Origin of the sequence: Streptomyces alboniger, assembly GCF_008704395.1 — a bacterium.
Taxonomy (GTDB): domain Bacteria; phylum Actinomycetota; class Actinomycetes; order Streptomycetales; family Streptomycetaceae; genus Streptomyces; species Streptomyces alboniger.
In genome coordinates this window covers 5,396,350-5,413,855 of record NZ_CP023695.1, presented here as the reverse complement: position 1 = coordinate 5,413,855, position 17,506 = coordinate 5,396,350, and the positions used below count along the sequence as shown (strand labels likewise).

At 74.1% G+C, this 17,506-nt stretch carries 8 protein-coding genes; 1 reads left to right on the top strand and 7 read right to left on the bottom strand.

Features of this window, described 5'->3' with window-relative positions:
* Positions 1-5: 5 nt before the first annotated feature.
* The 7 genes from CP975_RS24315 to ku form a co-directional block, all read right to left on the bottom strand.
* Entirely contained in the window at positions 6-4,079 is a 4,074-nt protein-coding gene (locus CP975_RS24315; RefSeq protein WP_150477345.1) for a non-ribosomal peptide synthetase, read from the bottom strand.
* Positions 4,076-8,764, bottom strand: a complete 4,689-nt coding sequence (locus tag CP975_RS24310) for a non-ribosomal peptide synthetase (RefSeq protein WP_167532726.1) — start codon at positions 8,762-8,764, stop codon at positions 4,076-4,078. Before CP975_RS24310 ends, CP975_RS24315 begins: the two co-directional genes overlap by 4 nt.
* Positions 8,761-9,828 (bottom strand): MupA/Atu3671 family FMN-dependent luciferase-like monooxygenase, encoded by a 1,068-nt coding sequence (locus CP975_RS24305; protein ID WP_055529549.1) that lies wholly within the window; start codon positions 9,826-9,828, stop codon positions 8,761-8,763. The genes CP975_RS24310 and CP975_RS24305 overlap by 4 nt, the downstream gene beginning before the upstream one ends.
* A complete protein-coding gene (locus CP975_RS24300; protein WP_055529551.1) occupies positions 9,813-13,394 on the bottom strand; it encodes a non-ribosomal peptide synthetase in 3,582 nt (1,193 codons plus the stop codon). The genes CP975_RS24305 and CP975_RS24300 overlap by 16 nt, the downstream gene beginning before the upstream one ends.
* Complete coding sequence (locus tag CP975_RS24295) at positions 13,387-14,823, bottom strand: MFS transporter (RefSeq protein WP_150477342.1); 1,437 nt, start codon at positions 14,821-14,823, stop codon at positions 13,387-13,389. The genes CP975_RS24300 and CP975_RS24295 overlap by 8 nt, the downstream gene beginning before the upstream one ends.
* 1 nt (position 14,824) lies before the next feature.
* Positions 14,825-15,031 carry an MbtH family protein gene (locus CP975_RS24290; RefSeq protein WP_150477341.1) on the bottom strand — a complete coding sequence of 69 codons (207 nt, stop codon included), beginning with the start codon at positions 15,029-15,031 and terminating at the stop codon, positions 14,825-14,827.
* 291 nt (positions 15,032-15,322) lie between these two features.
* Positions 15,323-16,498, bottom strand: a complete 1,176-nt coding sequence (ku, locus tag CP975_RS24285; RefSeq protein ID WP_055529555.1) for a non-homologous end joining protein Ku — start codon at positions 16,496-16,498, stop codon at positions 15,323-15,325.
* Positions 16,499-16,579: 81 nt separating this feature from the next.
* On the opposite strand from ku, the gene ligD reads away from it, so the two are divergent.
* Complete coding sequence (gene ligD, locus CP975_RS24280; RefSeq protein ID WP_055529557.1) at positions 16,580-17,476, top strand: non-homologous end-joining DNA ligase; 897 nt, start codon at positions 16,580-16,582, stop codon at positions 17,474-17,476.
* Positions 17,477-17,506 lie beyond the last annotated feature (30 nt).

Here is a 17,506-nt window from a genome sequence, read left to right as displayed (position 1 = left end):
TGGGTTCACTCTCCCTTGGAGGGGGCCTGGGGGCCGGCAAGGACGTTTTCGAGTACCGCGGCGATCCGCGCGGCCGGTTCCGCGTCGAGGACGTCGGCGTGGGCGCAGGCCAGCTCGTGCACGTCGACCGTCGCGGCGGCGCGGCGCCAGGCCGCGGCCTTGTCCTCGGTGGGGATGGCTTCGGGATCGCGGGTCGCGGCGAAGAGGGTGACGGGGCCGTCGTAGGGGGACGGGTCCCAGCTCCTGCCGAGGGTGACGTGATGGGCGATGGCGTCGGTGAGTGCCGCGAGGCGGCGTTCGCCGATGCCGTCGAGCGCGGCTCCCTCCTCCTGGAGGATGCGCCGGGCCTCCGCGTCGACGACGGCCGGGTCGAGCGGGGTACGGGCGATGTCCGGCGGCTTGGGCATGGCGTCCACCACGGCGAGCAGGGCGACGTCCTCGCCGTCGGCGCGCAGCCGCACCGCCATCTCGTGGGCGACGGGGCCGCCGAAGGACCTGCCGAGCAGGAGGTAGGGGCCGCGGGGGCGGACGGCGCGGATCAGCTCGACGTACGCCTCGGCCAACGCGTCCACGGTCCGCGGTAGTTGGCGGTCGGGCGCGGACAGGGCGGGCGTCTGGAGCGCGTATACCGGGCGGTCCTGGGCGAGGTGGGGCAGCAGCGCGGCATAGGCCCAGCTCACGCCGAGCCCCGGGTGCACGCAGAACAGCGGGGCGCGGTCGCCGTCGGCGCGGAGCGTGAGCAGCGGTGCCAGGCTCTCGGCGTCGGCGCCGTCGGGGTCGGGGTCGGGGGCGGGGCCGTCCAAGCGGGCGAGGAGACGGGCGGGCGTCGGCGCGGCGAAGAGGGTGGCCACGGGGACCCGTACGCCCCAGGCCGCCTCGATCCGCCCGGCGAGCCGCAGCGCGCTCAGCGAGTGCCCGCCGGACGCGAAGAAGTCGGTATCCGGCCCGGCCTCCGCCCCGCCGAGCGCCTCACCGAACAGGGCGCACAGCTCCTTCTCCCTCGCGGTAAGCGGCGCCCGCGAGGCCTCCGGCCCGGCCGGGGCCGGGGGTTCCGGCAGCGCGGCACGATCGGTCTTGCCGTGCGGCGTGAGGGGCACGGCGTCGATGCGGGCCCAGGCGGTGGGCAGGAGGTGCGGGGGGAGGACGCGGGAGGCGGCGTCGCGGATCCGGGAGAGGGAGTCGGGGGTGATGGTGGGGGTGCCGAGCGCGGGGGCGTCGGGTGCCGGGGTGCCGGGGGCGTTCGCTGTCGGCGCCGGGGCGCCGGACGTGCTGCCGGGCTCGGGGTCCTCCAGTACCAGCCAGGCCACCAGCCGCTTCCCGCCGCCCGGCGCGGGCCTCGCCGCGACTATGGCGCGGGCGACACCCGGGCAGGTGCGCAGGGCCGCCTCCACCTCCGCCGGTTCGATGCGGAAGCCGCGGATCTTCAGTTGGGTGTCGGCTCGGCCCGCGAAGGCGAGGGTGCCGTCGGGGGTCCGGTGTGCCAGGTCTCCCGTGCGGTACATACGGGTGCCGGGCGGGCCGAGCGGGTCGGGGACGAAGCGTTCGGCCGAGGCGGAAGGGTCGGACAAGTAGCCGTGGGCCAGGCCGGATCCGGCGATGTAGACCTCCCCCACGCAGCCGTCCGGCACAGGGCGCAGGCGGGCGTCGAGGATGTGGACGCGCGTGCCGTCCAGCGGGCGCCCGATCGGCAGCGGGCCGCCGGGGACGGTCCCCGGCACGCGGTGGGCCGTGGCGAACACGGTCGTCTCCGTGGGGCCGTAACCGTTCACCACGACCGTGCCGGGGCAGTGCTCCCGCACGCGGCGCACCGCTTCGGGGTCGACCACGTCACCCCCGGTCCACACCTCACGCAGCCCGCGCAGCGACATCGGCGCCAACTCCGCGACCAAGCGGAACAGTTCCGCCGTGAGCCACAGTGCGGTGACGCGCCGCTCGGGCAGCACGCGCGCCAGCAGGGCCGGGGTCACGGGCTCGTCGGGGCAGATCACCACCGTGCCGCCGTTCAGGAGCGGGACCCAGACCTCGTACGTGGCGGCGTCGAAGGTGTGGGGGCTGTGGAGCAGCACACGGCGGTGCGCCCCCGCCGGGTCCGGCTCACCGCCCCGGCCCCCCGAGCGGAAACGTCCGTCGGCGGCCAGTTCCGCGATGGCCCGCTGCGGGATCACGACCGCCTTGGGCTCACCGGTCGAACCGGACGTGTACATCACGCACGCCGCCGACTCCGGGTGCGACGGCGCGGTGACCTCCACGCCCTCGGGCGCGTCCCCGCGCACGTCGATCCGGCGTACGGACGCGGGCAGCCGCACCGCCGGCCCGCCCTCCGTCAGCACCAGTCCCGCCGACGCCCCGGCCAGCAGCCGCGCCAGCCTCTCCGCCGGCTGTGCCGGATCCAGCGGCAGCCAGCACGCCCCTGCCTTCAGCACCGCCAGTTGCGCCACGACCAGGGACGGTGAGCGGCCCAGGAGCAGGGCCACGGTGGCGCCCGGCCCGGCGCCCGCCGCGACGAGGCGGGCGGCCAGGCGGTCGGATTCCGCGGCCAGTCGGGCGTACGTGAGGATGTCGTCGCCGCTCTCTACGGCGGGCGCGTCCGGCGTACGGGCCGCCTGCGCGGCGAACCGTCCGGTCACCGTGGCGGACCCGGCCACCGCCGCCGGGGCGCCCTCGGAGCGGGCGAGCAGGTGCCTGTGCTCCTCCTCGGGGAGTACGTCGATCCGGTCCACCGGCGTCGCGGGGTCGCCCGCGAGCTGCTCGAAGGCCCGCACCATGCGGGCCGCGACCGCCGCAGCGGGGATGCCGCGCCGGCAGCCCACCGCGAGGAGCATCCGCTCCCCCGCGACGACGGCCAGCGTCACGGGGTAGTGCGTGGCGTCCCGTACGTCCGTCACGCGCACGACGTCCGGGCCGTCGCCCCGCGCCTGCCGCGCCCCGCGCGGGAAGTTCTCGAACGCGAGGACCGAGTCGAAGAGTTCCCCCGGGGACGCGGACCCTGCGCCCGGCCCGGCACCACGCCCCGCACCCGGACCGTGGCCCGCCATGCGTTGTACGTCCGTCAGCCGCACATGGTGGTACGGGACGAGGCGCCACTGTTCGTCCTGGACGCGGGCCAGCAGTTCGCCGACGGTCTCCCCGTCGCGCAGCCGGACCCGCACCGGCAGCGTGTTGATGAACAGGCCCACCATCTCGCCCGCTCCGGGCAGGTCGTGCGGGCGGCCCGAGACGACGCCGCCGAAGACCAGGTCCCGCCCGCCGGTCATCCGGGCGAGCACCAGGGCCCAGGCGGCCTGCGTCAGCGTGTTGAGGGTGACGCCCGCCTCGGCGGCGCGGCGGGTGAGGGCGGCGGTCAGCTCCGCGGTGAGGTGCAGGCGGACCGTGTCGGGCCGGTCCGCGCGATCCCCCTCGTCCGTCGCCCCCGAAACAGCCTCCGCCGAGGTGACCTCCCCCGGGGCCGCCTCCCCCTGCGAGGCGAGCGGCGCCTGCCGCTCCAGCCCCGCGAGCGCCTCGCGCCAGGCCGTCTCCGCGAGGCCCTGGTCCTGGCGGCCGAGCCACAGCGCGTACTGCCGGTAGGGCACGGCGGGCGGCAGGGACCGGCCGGTGGCCAGGGCCGCGAGGTCACGCTCCAGGACCGGGACCGACCAGCCGTCGAGCAGGATGTGGTGGAAGGAGAGGACGAGTTCGCCGCCGGTGTCGTGCCGTACGAACAGGGCGCGGACGGCGGGCGGGCGTGCCAGGTCGAAGCGGCGGGTGCGGTCCTCGGCCAGCAACCGCTCGGTCGCGGACTCCAGTTCGGCCGCGTCACGACCGGTCAGGTCGGCCTCGGTCCACGGCACGGCGACGGTGTGCGGGATCACCTGCACGGGGCGGTCGAGCCGTTCGTGCCGGAAGCAGGCGCGGAGGTTGGGGTGCCGCTCCATGAGGGCGCCGAGCGCGGCCCGTACCGTGTCGGCGGCGATCGCGGGCCCGATGTGGAAGCGGGCCTGCACGAGGTAGGGGTCGGGCCCCTCCGCGTCCCGCACGGCATGGAAGTACAGCCCTTCCTGCACCGGGGTGAGCGGCAGTACGTCCGCGATCCGCCCGCTCATCGGCCACCGTCCCCTTCCGCGGCGGGATCGGGCAGGTCCGCCAGGTCCCCCTCCAGCATGGCCAGTTGGTCCATGGAGAGGCCGACCAGGGGGAAGTCGGAGGGGGTCGCGCCCACCGGGCCGCCTTCCGCGGTCTCCCGCGCCAGGAGGGCGATGCCCTCGCGCCACAGTCGGACGAGTTCCCGCACGTCCTCCTGTGCGAGGACCCCTTGGGCGTACGAGAAGGTCACTTCCAGGCGCAGGCCGTCCGCGGTCTCCTTGGCGAAGGCGTCGATCTCGACCGCGTGGCCGAGCGGTACGGCACCGGGACCGGCGTCGAGCAGCTCGCCGCCCGCCGCGTCCCCGGAGGTGAAGCGGCCGAGGTAGTTGAACCGCACGTCCGGGACGGGGAGTTCGGCGAGGATCGGGGCGGTCTCCGGGTTGAGGTGGCGCAGGAGGCCCCAGCCGATGCCGCCGTTGGGGACGGACCGCAGCTGTTCCTTGACCGTCTTGAGCGCCTCGCCCGCCGCGCCGCCTCCCGTCCGCCAGTCGCTCCCCGCGTCGAGCAGCACCGGGTACTGCGTCGTGAACCAGCCGACCGTGCGGGACACGTCCACCGGCACGGACAGCACCTCCCTGCCGTGTCCTTCGAGGTGGACGAGCAGACCGGTGCCCGAGCCGCGGTGGCGTACGGCCGCCGAGGCCAGCGCGGTGAGCAGCACCGCGTCGGGGCCGCAGTTGAAGGCGGCGGGCAGCGTGGTGAGCGCGGCCTCGGTGAGGTCCGCGGGCAGCTCGGCGGTGAGGGTCGCCCGCCTCGCCCCCGCGCCCCGTCCCCCGGCGAGCCGGCCGTCGGCAGCGGCTGTCAGCCTGCCCCGCCACCAGTCGAGTTCGGCGGCGAGGCCGGGGCTCAGCGCCTCTTCGGCGAGCAGTCCGGCCCACCGGGTGAAGGAGGTCCCCGGGGCCGGGGCCGGGGCGCCGTTCCCCGAGAGCGCGGCGGCCAGTTCCGGGCCGATGATCCGCCACGAGACGCCGTCGACGGCCAGGTGGTGCAGGGTCAGGAGCAGCACGCCCCGCCGCTGCTCTCCGGCGTCGAGCCACACGGCCCTCAGCATCTCGCCGTCCTCGGGGGCGAGGCGGATCCTGGCGGCCAGTTCGGCGGCCTTGGCGCGGGCCTCGGCCTCGCCGGGGACCTCGACGCGTTCGAGTGCGGCCGCCCCGGCCGGGGCCCGTTCGGCCACCTCGATCTCCGCCTCGTCGGTCAGCAGCCGCATCCGCAGCACTCCGTGCCGCTCGATGAGCGCCCGTACCGCTGTCTCGATCCGCTCGCGGTCCGTGCCGGGCGGCACGGGGAACGCCATCGACTGCGTGAACGCCCAGGAGTCGCCGCCCTGCTCGCGCCACCACCGCATGACGGGTGTCAGCGGGAAGCGGCCGACGCCCGTGTCCGAGCCGTCCGGCCCGCCCCGGCCCGCGGCGGCCGACGTCTGAGCGTGGAGGGCCAGTTGGGCGGGGGTGCGCATCGTGAAGACGTCACGCGGGGCGAGTACGAGTCCCGCCGCCGAGGCCTGTCCGGCGAGCTGGATGGCCATGATGCTGTCGCCGCCGAGCCGGAAGAAGTCGTCGTCGGCGCCGATCTGCTCGACGCCGAGGATCCGCGCGAAGAGGTCGCACAGCTCCTTCTCCGGGGCGGAGGCGGGCGCCCGTGTCGACGCGGCGGCCCGGGGCGCGGGCAGGGCGGCGCGGTCGAGCTTTCCGCTGCGGGTCAGGGGCAGTTCGGGCAGCGTCACGACGTCCGACGGCACCATGTGTGCGGGAAGGCGGGTGGCGGCGTACGCGAGGAGTTCGTTCGGGTCGAGGGTGTGCCCGGGGGCGGGGACCGCGTAGCCGAGCAGTTGCGGCCTGCCCTCGCCGTCCTCGCGTACGAGCGCGGCCGCGTGGGCGACGGCGGCGTGCGCGGTGAGGACCGCGGCGACCTCGCCCGGTTCGATGCGCAGGCCGCGCAGCTTGATCTGCTCGTCGGTGCGGCCCAGGTAGTGCAGGGTGCCGTCGTCGTCGCGGTACGCCAGGTCGCCGGTGCGGTACATGCGGGAGCCGGGGGCGCCGTGGGGGTCGGGGACGAAGCGTTCGGCGGTGGCGGCGGGCCGGTTCAGATAGCCGCGGGCCAGGCCCCGCGAGGACAGGTACAGCTCGCCCGCGACTCCGGTGGGCACGGGGCGCAGCCGGGCGTCGAGGACGTACGCGGCGGTGCCCGCGACCGGCGTTCCGACGGGCGGGGCGGTGCCGTCGCCGTTCAGCGGGGCGGACAGGGTGGCGGCGACGGTGGCCTCGGTGGGCCCGTACGCGTTGTGGAAGCGGCGGCCGCCGACGGCCCAGCGGGCCACGAGCGCGGGCGGGCACGCCTCGGCGCCGACGGCCAGCGCGCGCAGCGCCGGGTACGGGCCTTCGGGCACGGTCGCGAGGACGGACGGCGGCACCATCGCGCAGGAGATCCGCCGCTCGGCGAGGACCCTGCCGAGGCCGTCCCCGGCGAGGGGGCCCGGCGGCGGCACGACCAGGGTGCCGCCGGGGCCGAAGGCCATGCACATCTCGGCGACGGAGATGTCGAACGCCGGGGAACCGAGCTGGAGGACCCGCGACCCGGCGTCCAGCGCGAAGCGGCCGACGAGGCTGTGGACGAGTGCGGCGATCCCGGCGTGGGTGACGACGACGCCCTTGGGGGTGCCGGTGGAGCCGGAGGTGTGGATGACGTAGGCGGCGTGCGCCGGGTCGAGGGGCGCGGGGCTCGGGGGCGCGGGGGTCAGGGGCTCCCCCGCGTACGCGTCGTCGTCCAGGACGATCCTGGGCAGGTCGGTAGGCGGCAGCACACCGGCCGCGGCGGTGCGCGCGTCGGTGACCAGGAGGACGGGCGCCGCGTCGGCGAGCGTGTGGCGGACGCGGTCCGCCGGATAGTCGGGGTCGACCGGCAGATAGGCGGCCCCGGCCCGCTGCACGGCGAGCGCGGCGACGGGGAGGTCCGCGCCGCGCCCGAGGGCGAGAGCGACGGTCCGGTCGGGACCCGCGCCGTGCCGGACGAACAGCCCCGCCAACCGGTCGACGCGGTCGGCGAGTTGGGCGTAGGTGAGGCGCAGACCGTCCGCTTCGAGGGCGGGCGCGTCCGGGGTGCGGGCGGCGTGCCGGGCCACCGTGTCCGGCAGGGACTCGGGGGCGGGCGCGGCCGGGCCGCGCGACAGGGCTAGCAGGCGGTCGCGCTCCGCCGCGGGAACCACGTCGAGGTTTCGCAGGGGGACGGCCGGGTCGGCGGTGACCTGCTCAAGGAGAGTGAGGTAGCTGTCCGCCCAGCGGGTGACGGCCGCGGGCGCGAACAGGTCCGTACGGATCTCGAAGCTGCCGTCCATGGCGTCGCCGTTGTCCCGCACGACTCCCACGAGGTCGTGTTCGCCCCCGGTGTGGATGCGCTCGGGCTGGGCGAACTCCCGTACGGCCGAGACGCTCGGCTGCTCCGTCAGGTGCATGAACACCCACTGGAACAGCGGGGAGCGGCCCGCGCTGCGCTCGGGGGCGGCCGCCGAGACGATGCGGCCCACCGGCAGGTCGGCGCCCGCCATGAGGGCGGGGAAGTCCGTGCCGAAGCGGGCGAGCACGTCGGCGAAGGAGTCCTCCTCGGTGATGCGCCAGCGGGTCGGTACGGCGTTCATGACGTACCCGATGACCTGTTCGAGGCCCTTGGCGGAGCGGTTGGCGACCGGCGTGCCGAGCACCAGGTCACGGGCGCCGGACACGCGGTGCGCGAGGACCGCGAAGGCCGTCATGAGGACGACGTACACGGAGGCGCCCCGCTCCCGGGCCAGCGCGCGCACGGCCCGCGTGGTGGCCTCGTCCACGCGGAAGCGGATCTGGACGATGCCGTCCTCGTCGCCGGAGTCCTCCCCGCCCGCACCCGGGTGCCCGTGGCCCGGCACGGTCAGCGGACCCGGCGGGTCGGCCAGATAGCGGCGCCAGAAGTCCAGGCGCGCGTCGAAGACCCCGGCGGCCTCCAACTCGCCCTGCCAGGAGGCGAAGTCGGCGTACTGCACGGCGGGGCGGGTCAGCTCGGGCTCGGTGCCCGCGCGCACGGCGCGGTACGCCTCGGCGAACTCGCTCTGGAGGACGTCGAAGGACCACCAGTCGGTGATGATGTGGTGCAGGCTCAGCATCAGCGTCGTACGGGTGTCGTCGACGCGTACGAAGCGGCCGCGGATCAGGCGGTCCGCGGTGAGGTCGAACGGGCGGCGGCGGAAGGCGCGGAAGGCCTGCTCGATGGTGGTGTCCGTGCCGCGCAGGTCCTCGCGCTCCAGGACGAAGGGGCCCTCGTCGGGGAAGTCGACGCGCGGATCGTCGGCCGTGCCGGAGATCCGGGTGCGCAGGATGTCGTGGTGGGCCTGGATGAGGGTGAGCGCGGCCTCCAGGTGGGCCGGGTCGACGGGCTCGTCGAAGTGGTAGGCGCAGCAGAGGTTGAGGGCCGGGGTGCCGGGATACAGCGACTCGTACACCCACAGGTCCCGCTGGGCGGGGCTGAGCGGCACGGCTCCCCCGGCGTCGCGGGGCGGTACGACCGCGGGGATCTCCCGGGCCCTGCCCGCCTCGACGAGTCGGCGCATCAGCCGGATCCGCTGCTCACCGCTGAGCGCGCTGAAGCGGTCGGCCATGGAAGGCTGGTTCGGGGTCACAGGGCGGCCTCTCTCAGCTCGGCGAGGCGGTGCAGCCCCGCGAGTACCTCGTCGCGTCCGATGCCGAAGTCGATGAAGCAGGCCACCTCGTCGCAGCCCAGGTCGCGCAGGTCGGCGAGCATCTTGGCGCAGGTGCCGGGCGAGCCGAGGAGGCTGCCCCAGGTCAGATAGCGCCGGAAGGCGAACTCGGCCAGCATGGCGGTCTGTTCGCCGCTCAGCTCCGCGCTCTCCCGCGCGTCCGCCGCGCGGTTGGCGGCGGTCTGGCGCAGATACGAGGCGAGGTACGTCTTGAGGGGTTCGGCGGCCAGGCGCCGCACCTCGGCGTCGTCCGCGCCGACATAGGTGTGTGCCATCAGCGTGACGCGGCCGTGTGCGTCGGTGCCCGCCTGGTCGGGGGCGGCGGCGCAGGCCGCGCGGTAGCGGGCGATCTTCTCGGCGAGTTCGTCCCTGCTCTGCCCGACGGTCGCGCCGAGCACCCCGGCGCGCAGCCGCCCGGCGGCCTCCCAGGTCGCGGGGTTGCCGGAGGTGGTGATCCACAGCGGCAACTCGCTCTGTACGGGCCTGGGTTGCGGGACGACGGAGACGGGCTGCCCGGTGCCGTCGGGGTAGGTGCCCGCCTCGCCCGCCCAGAGCCTGCGCAGCTCAGGGATGGTCCTGAGGGTGCGTTCCCTGCGGTCCTCGTACTGGTCGGGGGCCAGGGTGAAGTCGGTGGAGTGCCAGCCGGTGGCGACGGAGAGCCCCACCCGGCCGTGCGAGAGGTTGTCGACGACCGCCCAGTCCTCGGCGACCTTCAGCGGGTGGTGCAGGGGCAGGACGACGCTGCCCGCGCGGATCCCGATGCGCTCGGTGGCGACGGCGAGGGCCGCGCCGAGCACGGGCGGGCTCGGGAAGACCTGGCCCACCTGCTGGAAGTGGCGCTCGGGGGTCCAGATGGCATGGAAGCCGAGGCGGTCGGCGGTACGGGCGACGGTGAGGATGTCGTCGTACGTCTGCGCGTGCGGGGCACCCTCGCCCTCGGCCGCCGTAGCGCTGTCCGCGCCGAAGAACATCACGCTGAGGTCCACGGCCTCTCCTCCTGTTCCCTGCTGAGGTGGCTCTGCTGATCCTGCTGGCGGGGCACGCGCGGCCGCCGCGGAATGGGGGCCGGGGCGGGGCCCTGGTCCACGGGCGCCCGTGCCAGCTCGGCGGCGAGGGCGGCGACGGTCGGGGCGGTGAAGAGCTGTGCGGCCGTCACGGTCCGCGTCCCGGTGGTCAGGCGGGCCGCGACCCGCACCGCGCGCAGCGAGTTGCCACCGAGGGCGAAGAAGTCGTCGTCCCGCCCGAGGTCCGGCACACCGAGGACGTCGCTCCAGACGGCGGCGATGTCCCGCTCCAGCGGGGTGACGGGGCCCGCCGCACGGGTCACGGCCGGGGCCGCGATCCTGTCGCCGGCGTCCGCGCGGCGCGGGGGGCCTGCGGGGACGAGGGCGCTGACCGGTGTGTCCGGGGCGGCGGTCGCCGTCTCCAGAGCCTGCGGGAGCGCCTCCAGGACCTGCGGGAGCGCGTCCGCGAGCCACTCCACGAAGGGGGCCTCCACGGAGTCGGCGCGGTACTCGAAGGTCAGGGTGAGGCCTTCGGGGGTTCCGCCGGGCCCTGTCGTGTCCGTGACGTCGACGAGCAGTTCGAAGCGGGCCTCGCCGGTGCGCACCACCTCGACGCCCGCGTCGGCGCCGGGCAGGTCCACCTCGGCTCGCGCGTTGTTCTGGAGGGCGAGGACGACATCGGTGAACGGCTGCCTTCCCCGCGTCCGCGGCGGCTTCAGGGCGCCCACAACCTGCTCGAACGGCACGTCCTGGTGGGCGAACGCGGCCAGGTCGGCCTCCCGGACGCGGGCGAGCAGCTGCCGCGCGCCCGGGTCGCCGGACACGTCGGTGCGCAGCACGAGCATGTTCACGAAGAACCCGACGGCGTCCTCGACGCTCCCGTCCCCGGCCCGGCCCGCGACGGGCGCGCCGATCGCGAGGTCCTCGCCCGCGCCGGCCCGTGCGAGCACCGCGGCGAGCGCGGTGTGCAGGGCCATGAAGAGGGTGGCGCCCTGGTCGCGGGCGGCGTCGACGAGGCGGGCGTGCGCGGCGGCGTCGAGGCGGCGTACGACGGTCGCGGCGACGGGGCCAGGCACGGCGGGCCGGTCCGGGCGCCGCGGAAGCAGCGGGCCCTCGGGCCTGGCGCCCGTTGGTGTCCTTAGTGTCCTCGTCCAGTAGGCGAGTTGGCGAGCCGCGAGGGAGGCGGGGTCGTCGGGCGACCCGAGCCGGTCGGCCTGGCGGCGGGCGTGCTCGGCGTACGTGACGGGCAGGGGCGGCAGCGTTCCACGGCCCTCCGCCTCCGCTCTGGTGGCGTACGCGCGTGACAGGTCACGGAAGAGGGGCGCGAGGGACCAGCCGTCACCTGCGATGTGGTGGATCAGGACGAGCAGGGCGTGTTCGCCGGGCCGGTCCCGGACGCTGAACAGGGCGCCCCGCACGGGAAGTTCGCCCCGCAGGTCGAAGCGGTGGCGGGCGGCGCCCTCGACCGCTGCCGCCAGTTCGGCTTCGGCCAGGGTGAGATGCCGGAAGGGCGGCCTCGCGTCGACGCCGCTCAGCACGCGCCGTACCGGCGCCCCGTCCACCTCGTCGAAGACGGTACGGAGCACGTCGTGCCGGGCGACGACATCGCCGAGGGCGTCCCCCAGGGCGTCCGGGTCCACCTCGCCGTGCAGCCGCACCAGCACGGGCAGGTTGTACGCGACTCCGGCGCCGAGCCGGTCGAGGAACCAGAGCCGGTGCTGGGCGGGAGAGACCGGCAGGGACGCGGAGCCACCGGACGGCGTAGTGGGGGCCGGCGGCAGCGACTTGGCGGCGCCGTCGACGTGCGGCGCGAGCCCCGCCGGGGTCGCCGCCTCGAAGAGCGTACGCAGGTCAAGCTCGGCACCCAGCGCCGTGTGGACGCGGCCGAGGACCCGGGCGGCGAGCAGGGAGTGGCCGCCCAGGGCGAAGAAGTCGTCGTACGGGCCGACCGACGCGACACCGAGGACGTCGGCGAAGAGGGCGCACAGCGCGCGGACCGTCTCGCTCCGTGCGTCGCCCGCGCCTGGGCGGGGTTCCTCGGACGCGGGCCGTGCGGGTTCGGGGAGCGCCGCCCGGTCCAGCTTTCCGTTGGCGGTCAGCGGCAGCGCGTCGAGCGGGACGAAGGCGGCGGGGACCAGGAACTCGGCGAGTTCACGCTCCGCGTGCGCGCGCAACTCCGCTTCCGTCGGCTCCTGTTCGCCCCGCTTGCGGGGGACTAAGTACGCGACGAGCTGCCGCTCGCCGTCCGCCGCGGCACGCGTGGCCACCACGGCGACGCGCTCGACTCCGGGGTGGCGGGCGAGGGCGGCCTCGACCTCGCCGGGTTCCACGCGAAAGCCCCGGATCTTCACCTGGCTGTCGGACCGCCCCAGGTACTCGAAGGTGCCGTCGGCCCGTCGGCGTGCCAAGTCGCCCGTGCGGTACATGCGTTCACCCGGGCGCCCGAGACCGGGCGGCGCGGCCACGAACCGCTCCGCCGTCAGCGGCGCGTCGCAGTAGCCGCGCGCGAGGCCCGCCCCGGCGGCGTACAGCTCGCCGGCGACGCCGTCCGCGACCGGTCGCAGCCGCTCGTCGAGCACGTACAGCCGCTTGCCGGCCAGCGGGCGGCCGATCGGCACCGGACGGCCGTCGCGCACGTCCTGCGGGGCGATGCGGTGGACGGTGAGGAAGACCATGCACTCGACGGGGCCGTAGCCGTTGCCGAGCCGCAGTCCGGGTGCGCGCTCCAGGGCGCGGGCCACGTGCGGGGGCGACAGCGCCTCGCCGCCGACGATCAGTTCGCGCAGTCCGGTGATCGCGCGCGGGTACTCGTCGACGATGACGTTGAACAGGGAAGCGGACAGGTACATGGACGTGATCCCGTGCGCGGCGACGAGCCGCGCGATCACCACCGGGTCGGGGCGCCGCCCCGGGTGCAGTACGCACGTCCCGCCGCCGAGCAGCGGCCCCCACAGCTCCAGCGCGAACGCGTCCCACGACACGGGCGCGCACTGGAGCCAGACCGCGCCGGGCCCGAAGGAGGCGTAGTCTTGGCCGGTGAGCGTGGCGGTGACCGCGCGGTGCGGGGCGACGATGCCCTTCGGCCTGCCGGTCGACCCGGAGGTGAACATCACGCAGGCCACGTCGTCGGGCCGCACGGCAACCGCCCCGCGTCTCAACGGCCGCGCGTGTGCGGCGTCTTCGACGTGCAGCACGGGCACGTCGTCCACGAACTCCGGCTGCTCCTCGGCCGCACCGGCCGACGCGAGTACCGCCGCGATCCCCGCGTCCGCCGCCATGCCGCGCAGGCGCCCGGCGGGGAAGCCGGGGTCGAGCATCACATATCCCGCCCCCGCCTTCAGCGTGCCGAGTACCGCGACGGCCAGCTCCGCGGAGCGCTCCAGGTACACCCCGACGGTGTCGCCGCGCGTCACTCCGCGCGCCGCGAGCAGGCCCGCCAACCGGGCGGCACGGGCGTCGAGTTCGGCGTAGGTCAGCCGTTCGTCCTCGTATACGAGGGCTGTCGCGTCGGGCGTCCGTGCGCTCTGCTCCTCGAACAGTTCATGCACGCACCGCGTCATCCTTCTCACCGCCCCTGCCGTCGGTCCCGTCGTCGGCCTTCTGTTCGTTCTCGTCGTCGATGTCCGGCAGCAGTACGTCGATGTCCCTGATCGAGCGGCTCGCGAGGCCCCACAGAGCGACCGCGAGGCCCGCGACACCCGCGAGGAAGAGCATCCCGGCCATGCCGCTGCCGGGGTCGTCGCCGAACAGGGGGCCCAGGAGGACGAAGACGCCGGTCCCGTCGTCGGCCTGCGGCTCGAAGACGCCGTCGGCGAGCGGCCCGGAGACCGCCGTGGCCAGCGGCACGGAGATCTGCGACAGGAACATGACCGCGCCGAAGACCCGGCCCTGCCACTGGGGGTCCACCTTGGTCTGCACGATCGCCTGCATGGAGGAGTTGACGAGCGTCATGAGCAGCGCGCCGACGAGGATGGCCGCGCACCAGGCGACGACCCCGCCGACCAGGGCCATCCCGATCTGCGCCGAGAGGCACATGCCGACGATGCCGAGCATCATGCCGCGGCCGCGGTTCTTCGGCCCGCCCCAGGCCGCCATCAGCAGACCGCCGACGACTCCGCCGACGCCGATCGCGCTGTTCACGGCGGCGAGCGCGCCGTTGCCGTCCTTGATCAGGACCATGGGCTGGATGACGGCGAAGCCGAAGACCATGACGAGGTTGACCGTGCAGAAGTTCACGGTCATGGCGCGCAGGCTCCCCTGCCGGAAGACGTAGCGCAGGCCCTCCACGGCCTCCGCGGTGATCCTCGTACGGGGTGCGCCCGCGCCCGCGGGGACCTTGTCGCCCTTCATCCGTACGACGCGTATGCCGATGAGCGCGAAGGCGTAGCTGACCAGGTCGATGATGAGGACGGCGCCGATCCCGGAGACGGCGACCATGACGCCGCCGAGCGCCGGGCCGCAGATCCCCGCGGCGCTTCTGGCTCCCGCGAGAAGGCCGTTGGCCCGGCCCAGTTGGTCCTTGCGGACGAGGAGGGGGACGGCGGCGGTGAGCGCGGGCAGCTGGAAGGCGGCGCTGATGCCGAGGAGGACGGTCGCCGGGTAGACCTGCCACGGTTCCAGGCCGCCGCCGAAGAAGTGCACGAGGGCGAGCAGGCCGACGGTGAGGAGTCCGCCCGCGTCGGCGATCTGGAGTGCGGACCGTTTGCGGATGCGGTCGATTATCGCGCCCGCGAACGGGCTGAACAGTGCCTGTGGAAGCAGGGCGCAGAGGGACAGCGCGGTGACGGCGGTGGCCTGCTCCCCGGTGGACCAGACCTCGATAATGAAAGCGAATCTGAGAACGGCGCTTCCGACCAGTGAGACGGCTTGTCCCGACCAGACGAGCAACAAGGGGCCCGCACCGGTGAAGCGGCCCGGCCCCGATTTCTCCGCGCCCCGCGCCTTCGCTTTTCCGGCCGCTTTTCCGCTGCCGCTCACGTCAGGAGCCGGATATCAGGCCGGCCGGACGCATATCCGTCCAATGCTCCTCGACGTAGGCCAGGGAATCGGCCCGTGAACTCGCCTCTTGTGCGACGGTCCAGCCGGAGGGGATGTCGAGCCCGGCGGGCCAGAGAGCGTGCTGGTTCTCGTCGTTCACGAGTACCAGATAATCCGCGCCATCATCTTCAAATGGATTACTGGCCATATACCTTAAACCCCCCGGAAATCCCAAAGAATCCCATTGTGTCCGCAGAGATCATTGCGCGGAATATACAATTCCATCAAGCGATTGTGACATTGCTCACAGGTCGCAAAAGGGCGAGAGGGGGCGGTTTGACCGTATTCAGTTGACGACTTTATGCGGCGCCCTTACGAAGGTGTCCTTCATGCCCACCCCGGTCGGCGCCGAGATTTGCATTGTGCCCTTTTGCGTCAAGCACATCGCCCTCACCCCTGGACACTCGGGCGGACCCGACTCGGGCGGACCCGGCGAGCGTTACGCGGAGGCCCGGCGCTTCGCCGTCGTCTTCTTCGCCGATGCCGTCTTCTTCTGCGTCGTCTTCTTGGCCGCCGTCTTGCTCGCGGCCGTCTTGCCCGCGGCCGCCTTGCCCGCCGTCGCTTTACTCGCCGTCGATTTGCCGGACGCCGTCGTTGACTTCGCCCCGGACTTCGTCGCCGTCGTCTTGGCCGCCGACTTCTTGGCGGGGGCTTCCTTCTTCTTCGCCGAGGCCGACGTCGACTTCTTGCCGCCGACCTGCTTGGGGGTCGCGGGGGACGACTTGCGCGCGGACGCCGGTGCCGACTTGGCGCGGTGCGACCGGAGTTGGGTGACCTCCGCCTTCGTCCCGCTCTCGGCGCCCTCGTCGCCCCGGCCGCCCTCGTCGGACTCGCCCCGGGCCGTGCGGGCCGCGCGGACGCTGCTCTCCAGGGCGGCCATCAGGTCTATGACCTTGCCGCCGCCCGCCTCGGCCGCCGGGGCCTGCTCCGCGGGTGTACCGCCCTCGACCTTCGCGGCGATGAGTTCCTCGACCGCCGAGCGGTAGTCGTCGTGGAGGGTGGACATGTCGACGTCACCGAGGGTGTCCATCAGGGCGTCCGCCAGGTCGAGTTCGGCGTCGCGGACGGTGACGTGGGACTCGGGGGCCACTCCCTCCGGCTCCCGGATCTCGTCCGGCCACAGCAGGCCGTGCATGGCGATCACGTCGTCGACGACGCGCAGCATGCCGAGGCGCTCCCGGCCCCGCAGCGCGTACTTCGCGATGGCCACCTTCTGGCTCCGCTTGAGCGCCTCGCGCAGCAGTGTGTAGGGCTTGGCGGCGGGGACGCCGTTCGCCGAGAGGTAGTACGCAGCGTCGATCTGGAGCGGGTCGATGCGGTCCGCCGGGACGAAGGCGACGATCTCGATCGTCTTGGCCGTCGGGATGGGCAGCGCGGCCAGGTCCTGGTCCGTGATCGGGATGATCGAGCCGTCCGCGTCCTCGTAGCCCTTGCCGATCTCGGCCGAGGCCACCTCGCGGTCCTCCAGCTCGCACACCTTGCGGTAGCGGATCCGGCCGCCGTCCTCCGTGTGGATCTGGCGGAAGGAGATCGAGTGGTTCTCGGTGGCGTTCACGAGCTTGATCGGGATGCTGACCAGGCCGAAGGAGATCGCACCGTTCCATATGGATCGCACGTCCGGGACCTCTCACTGGGGGGATTGCGGGTGATCTGGCTGATTCATGGCGTTAAGGGCGATTTATGGGACTCTCATCGTATGACGCCGATCACAGAGGTGGAGGGGCGACGGATCTCGCTCAGCAACCTGGAGAAGGTCATCTATCCCGCGAGCGGCTTCACCAAGGGCGAGGTGCTGCACTACTACGCCGGCACGGCCGGCGCCCTGCTCGCGCACCTCGTGGACCGGCCCCTGTCCTTCCTGCGCTATCCCGACGGACCGGACGGCCAGCGCTTCTTCACCAAGAACGTGCTCCCGGGCACCCCCGAATGGGTGCGGACCGCCGAGGTGCCCCGCTCCGAGGGCCCCACCCGCCAGATCCTCGTCCAGGACCTGGCGTCGCTGATGTGGGCGGCCAATCTGGTGACCGAGTTCCACACCCCGCAGTGGCGGGCCGGCGCCCCTGGGCAGGCCGACCGGCTGGTGCTCGACCTGGACCCCGGCCCGCCCGCCACCGTCGTGGAGTGCTGCCGGGCCGCGCTCTGGCTGCGCGAGCGGCTGACGGCCGACGGCTTCCCCGTGTACGCGAAGACGTCCGGCAGCAAGGGCCTGCACCTGCTCGTCCCGCTGGAGCCGACGCCCTCCGAACGGGTCAGCGCGTACGCGAAGTCCCTGGCCGTCGAGGCCGAGAAGGAGCTGCCCGACCTCGTCGTGCACCGCATGACCCGCAGCCTGCGGCCGGGCAAGGTCTTCGTCGACTTCAGCCAGAACGCCGCCGCGAAGACCACCGCCGCGCCCTACACCCTGCGGGCCCGCGCCGAGCCGACCGTCTCCACGCCGGTGACCTGGGCGGAGATCGAGGCGTGCGAGGAGCCGGACCGGCTGGTCTTCTCGGCGGACGACATCGCGCCCCGGCTGCGCGCACACGGCGACCTGCTCGCCCCTCTGATCAACCTCAACAACGCCAGACCCCTGCCCGCGCGGGCAGCGCGATGAGTTCGCCGACACCCCCTGCGAAGGCCGCGC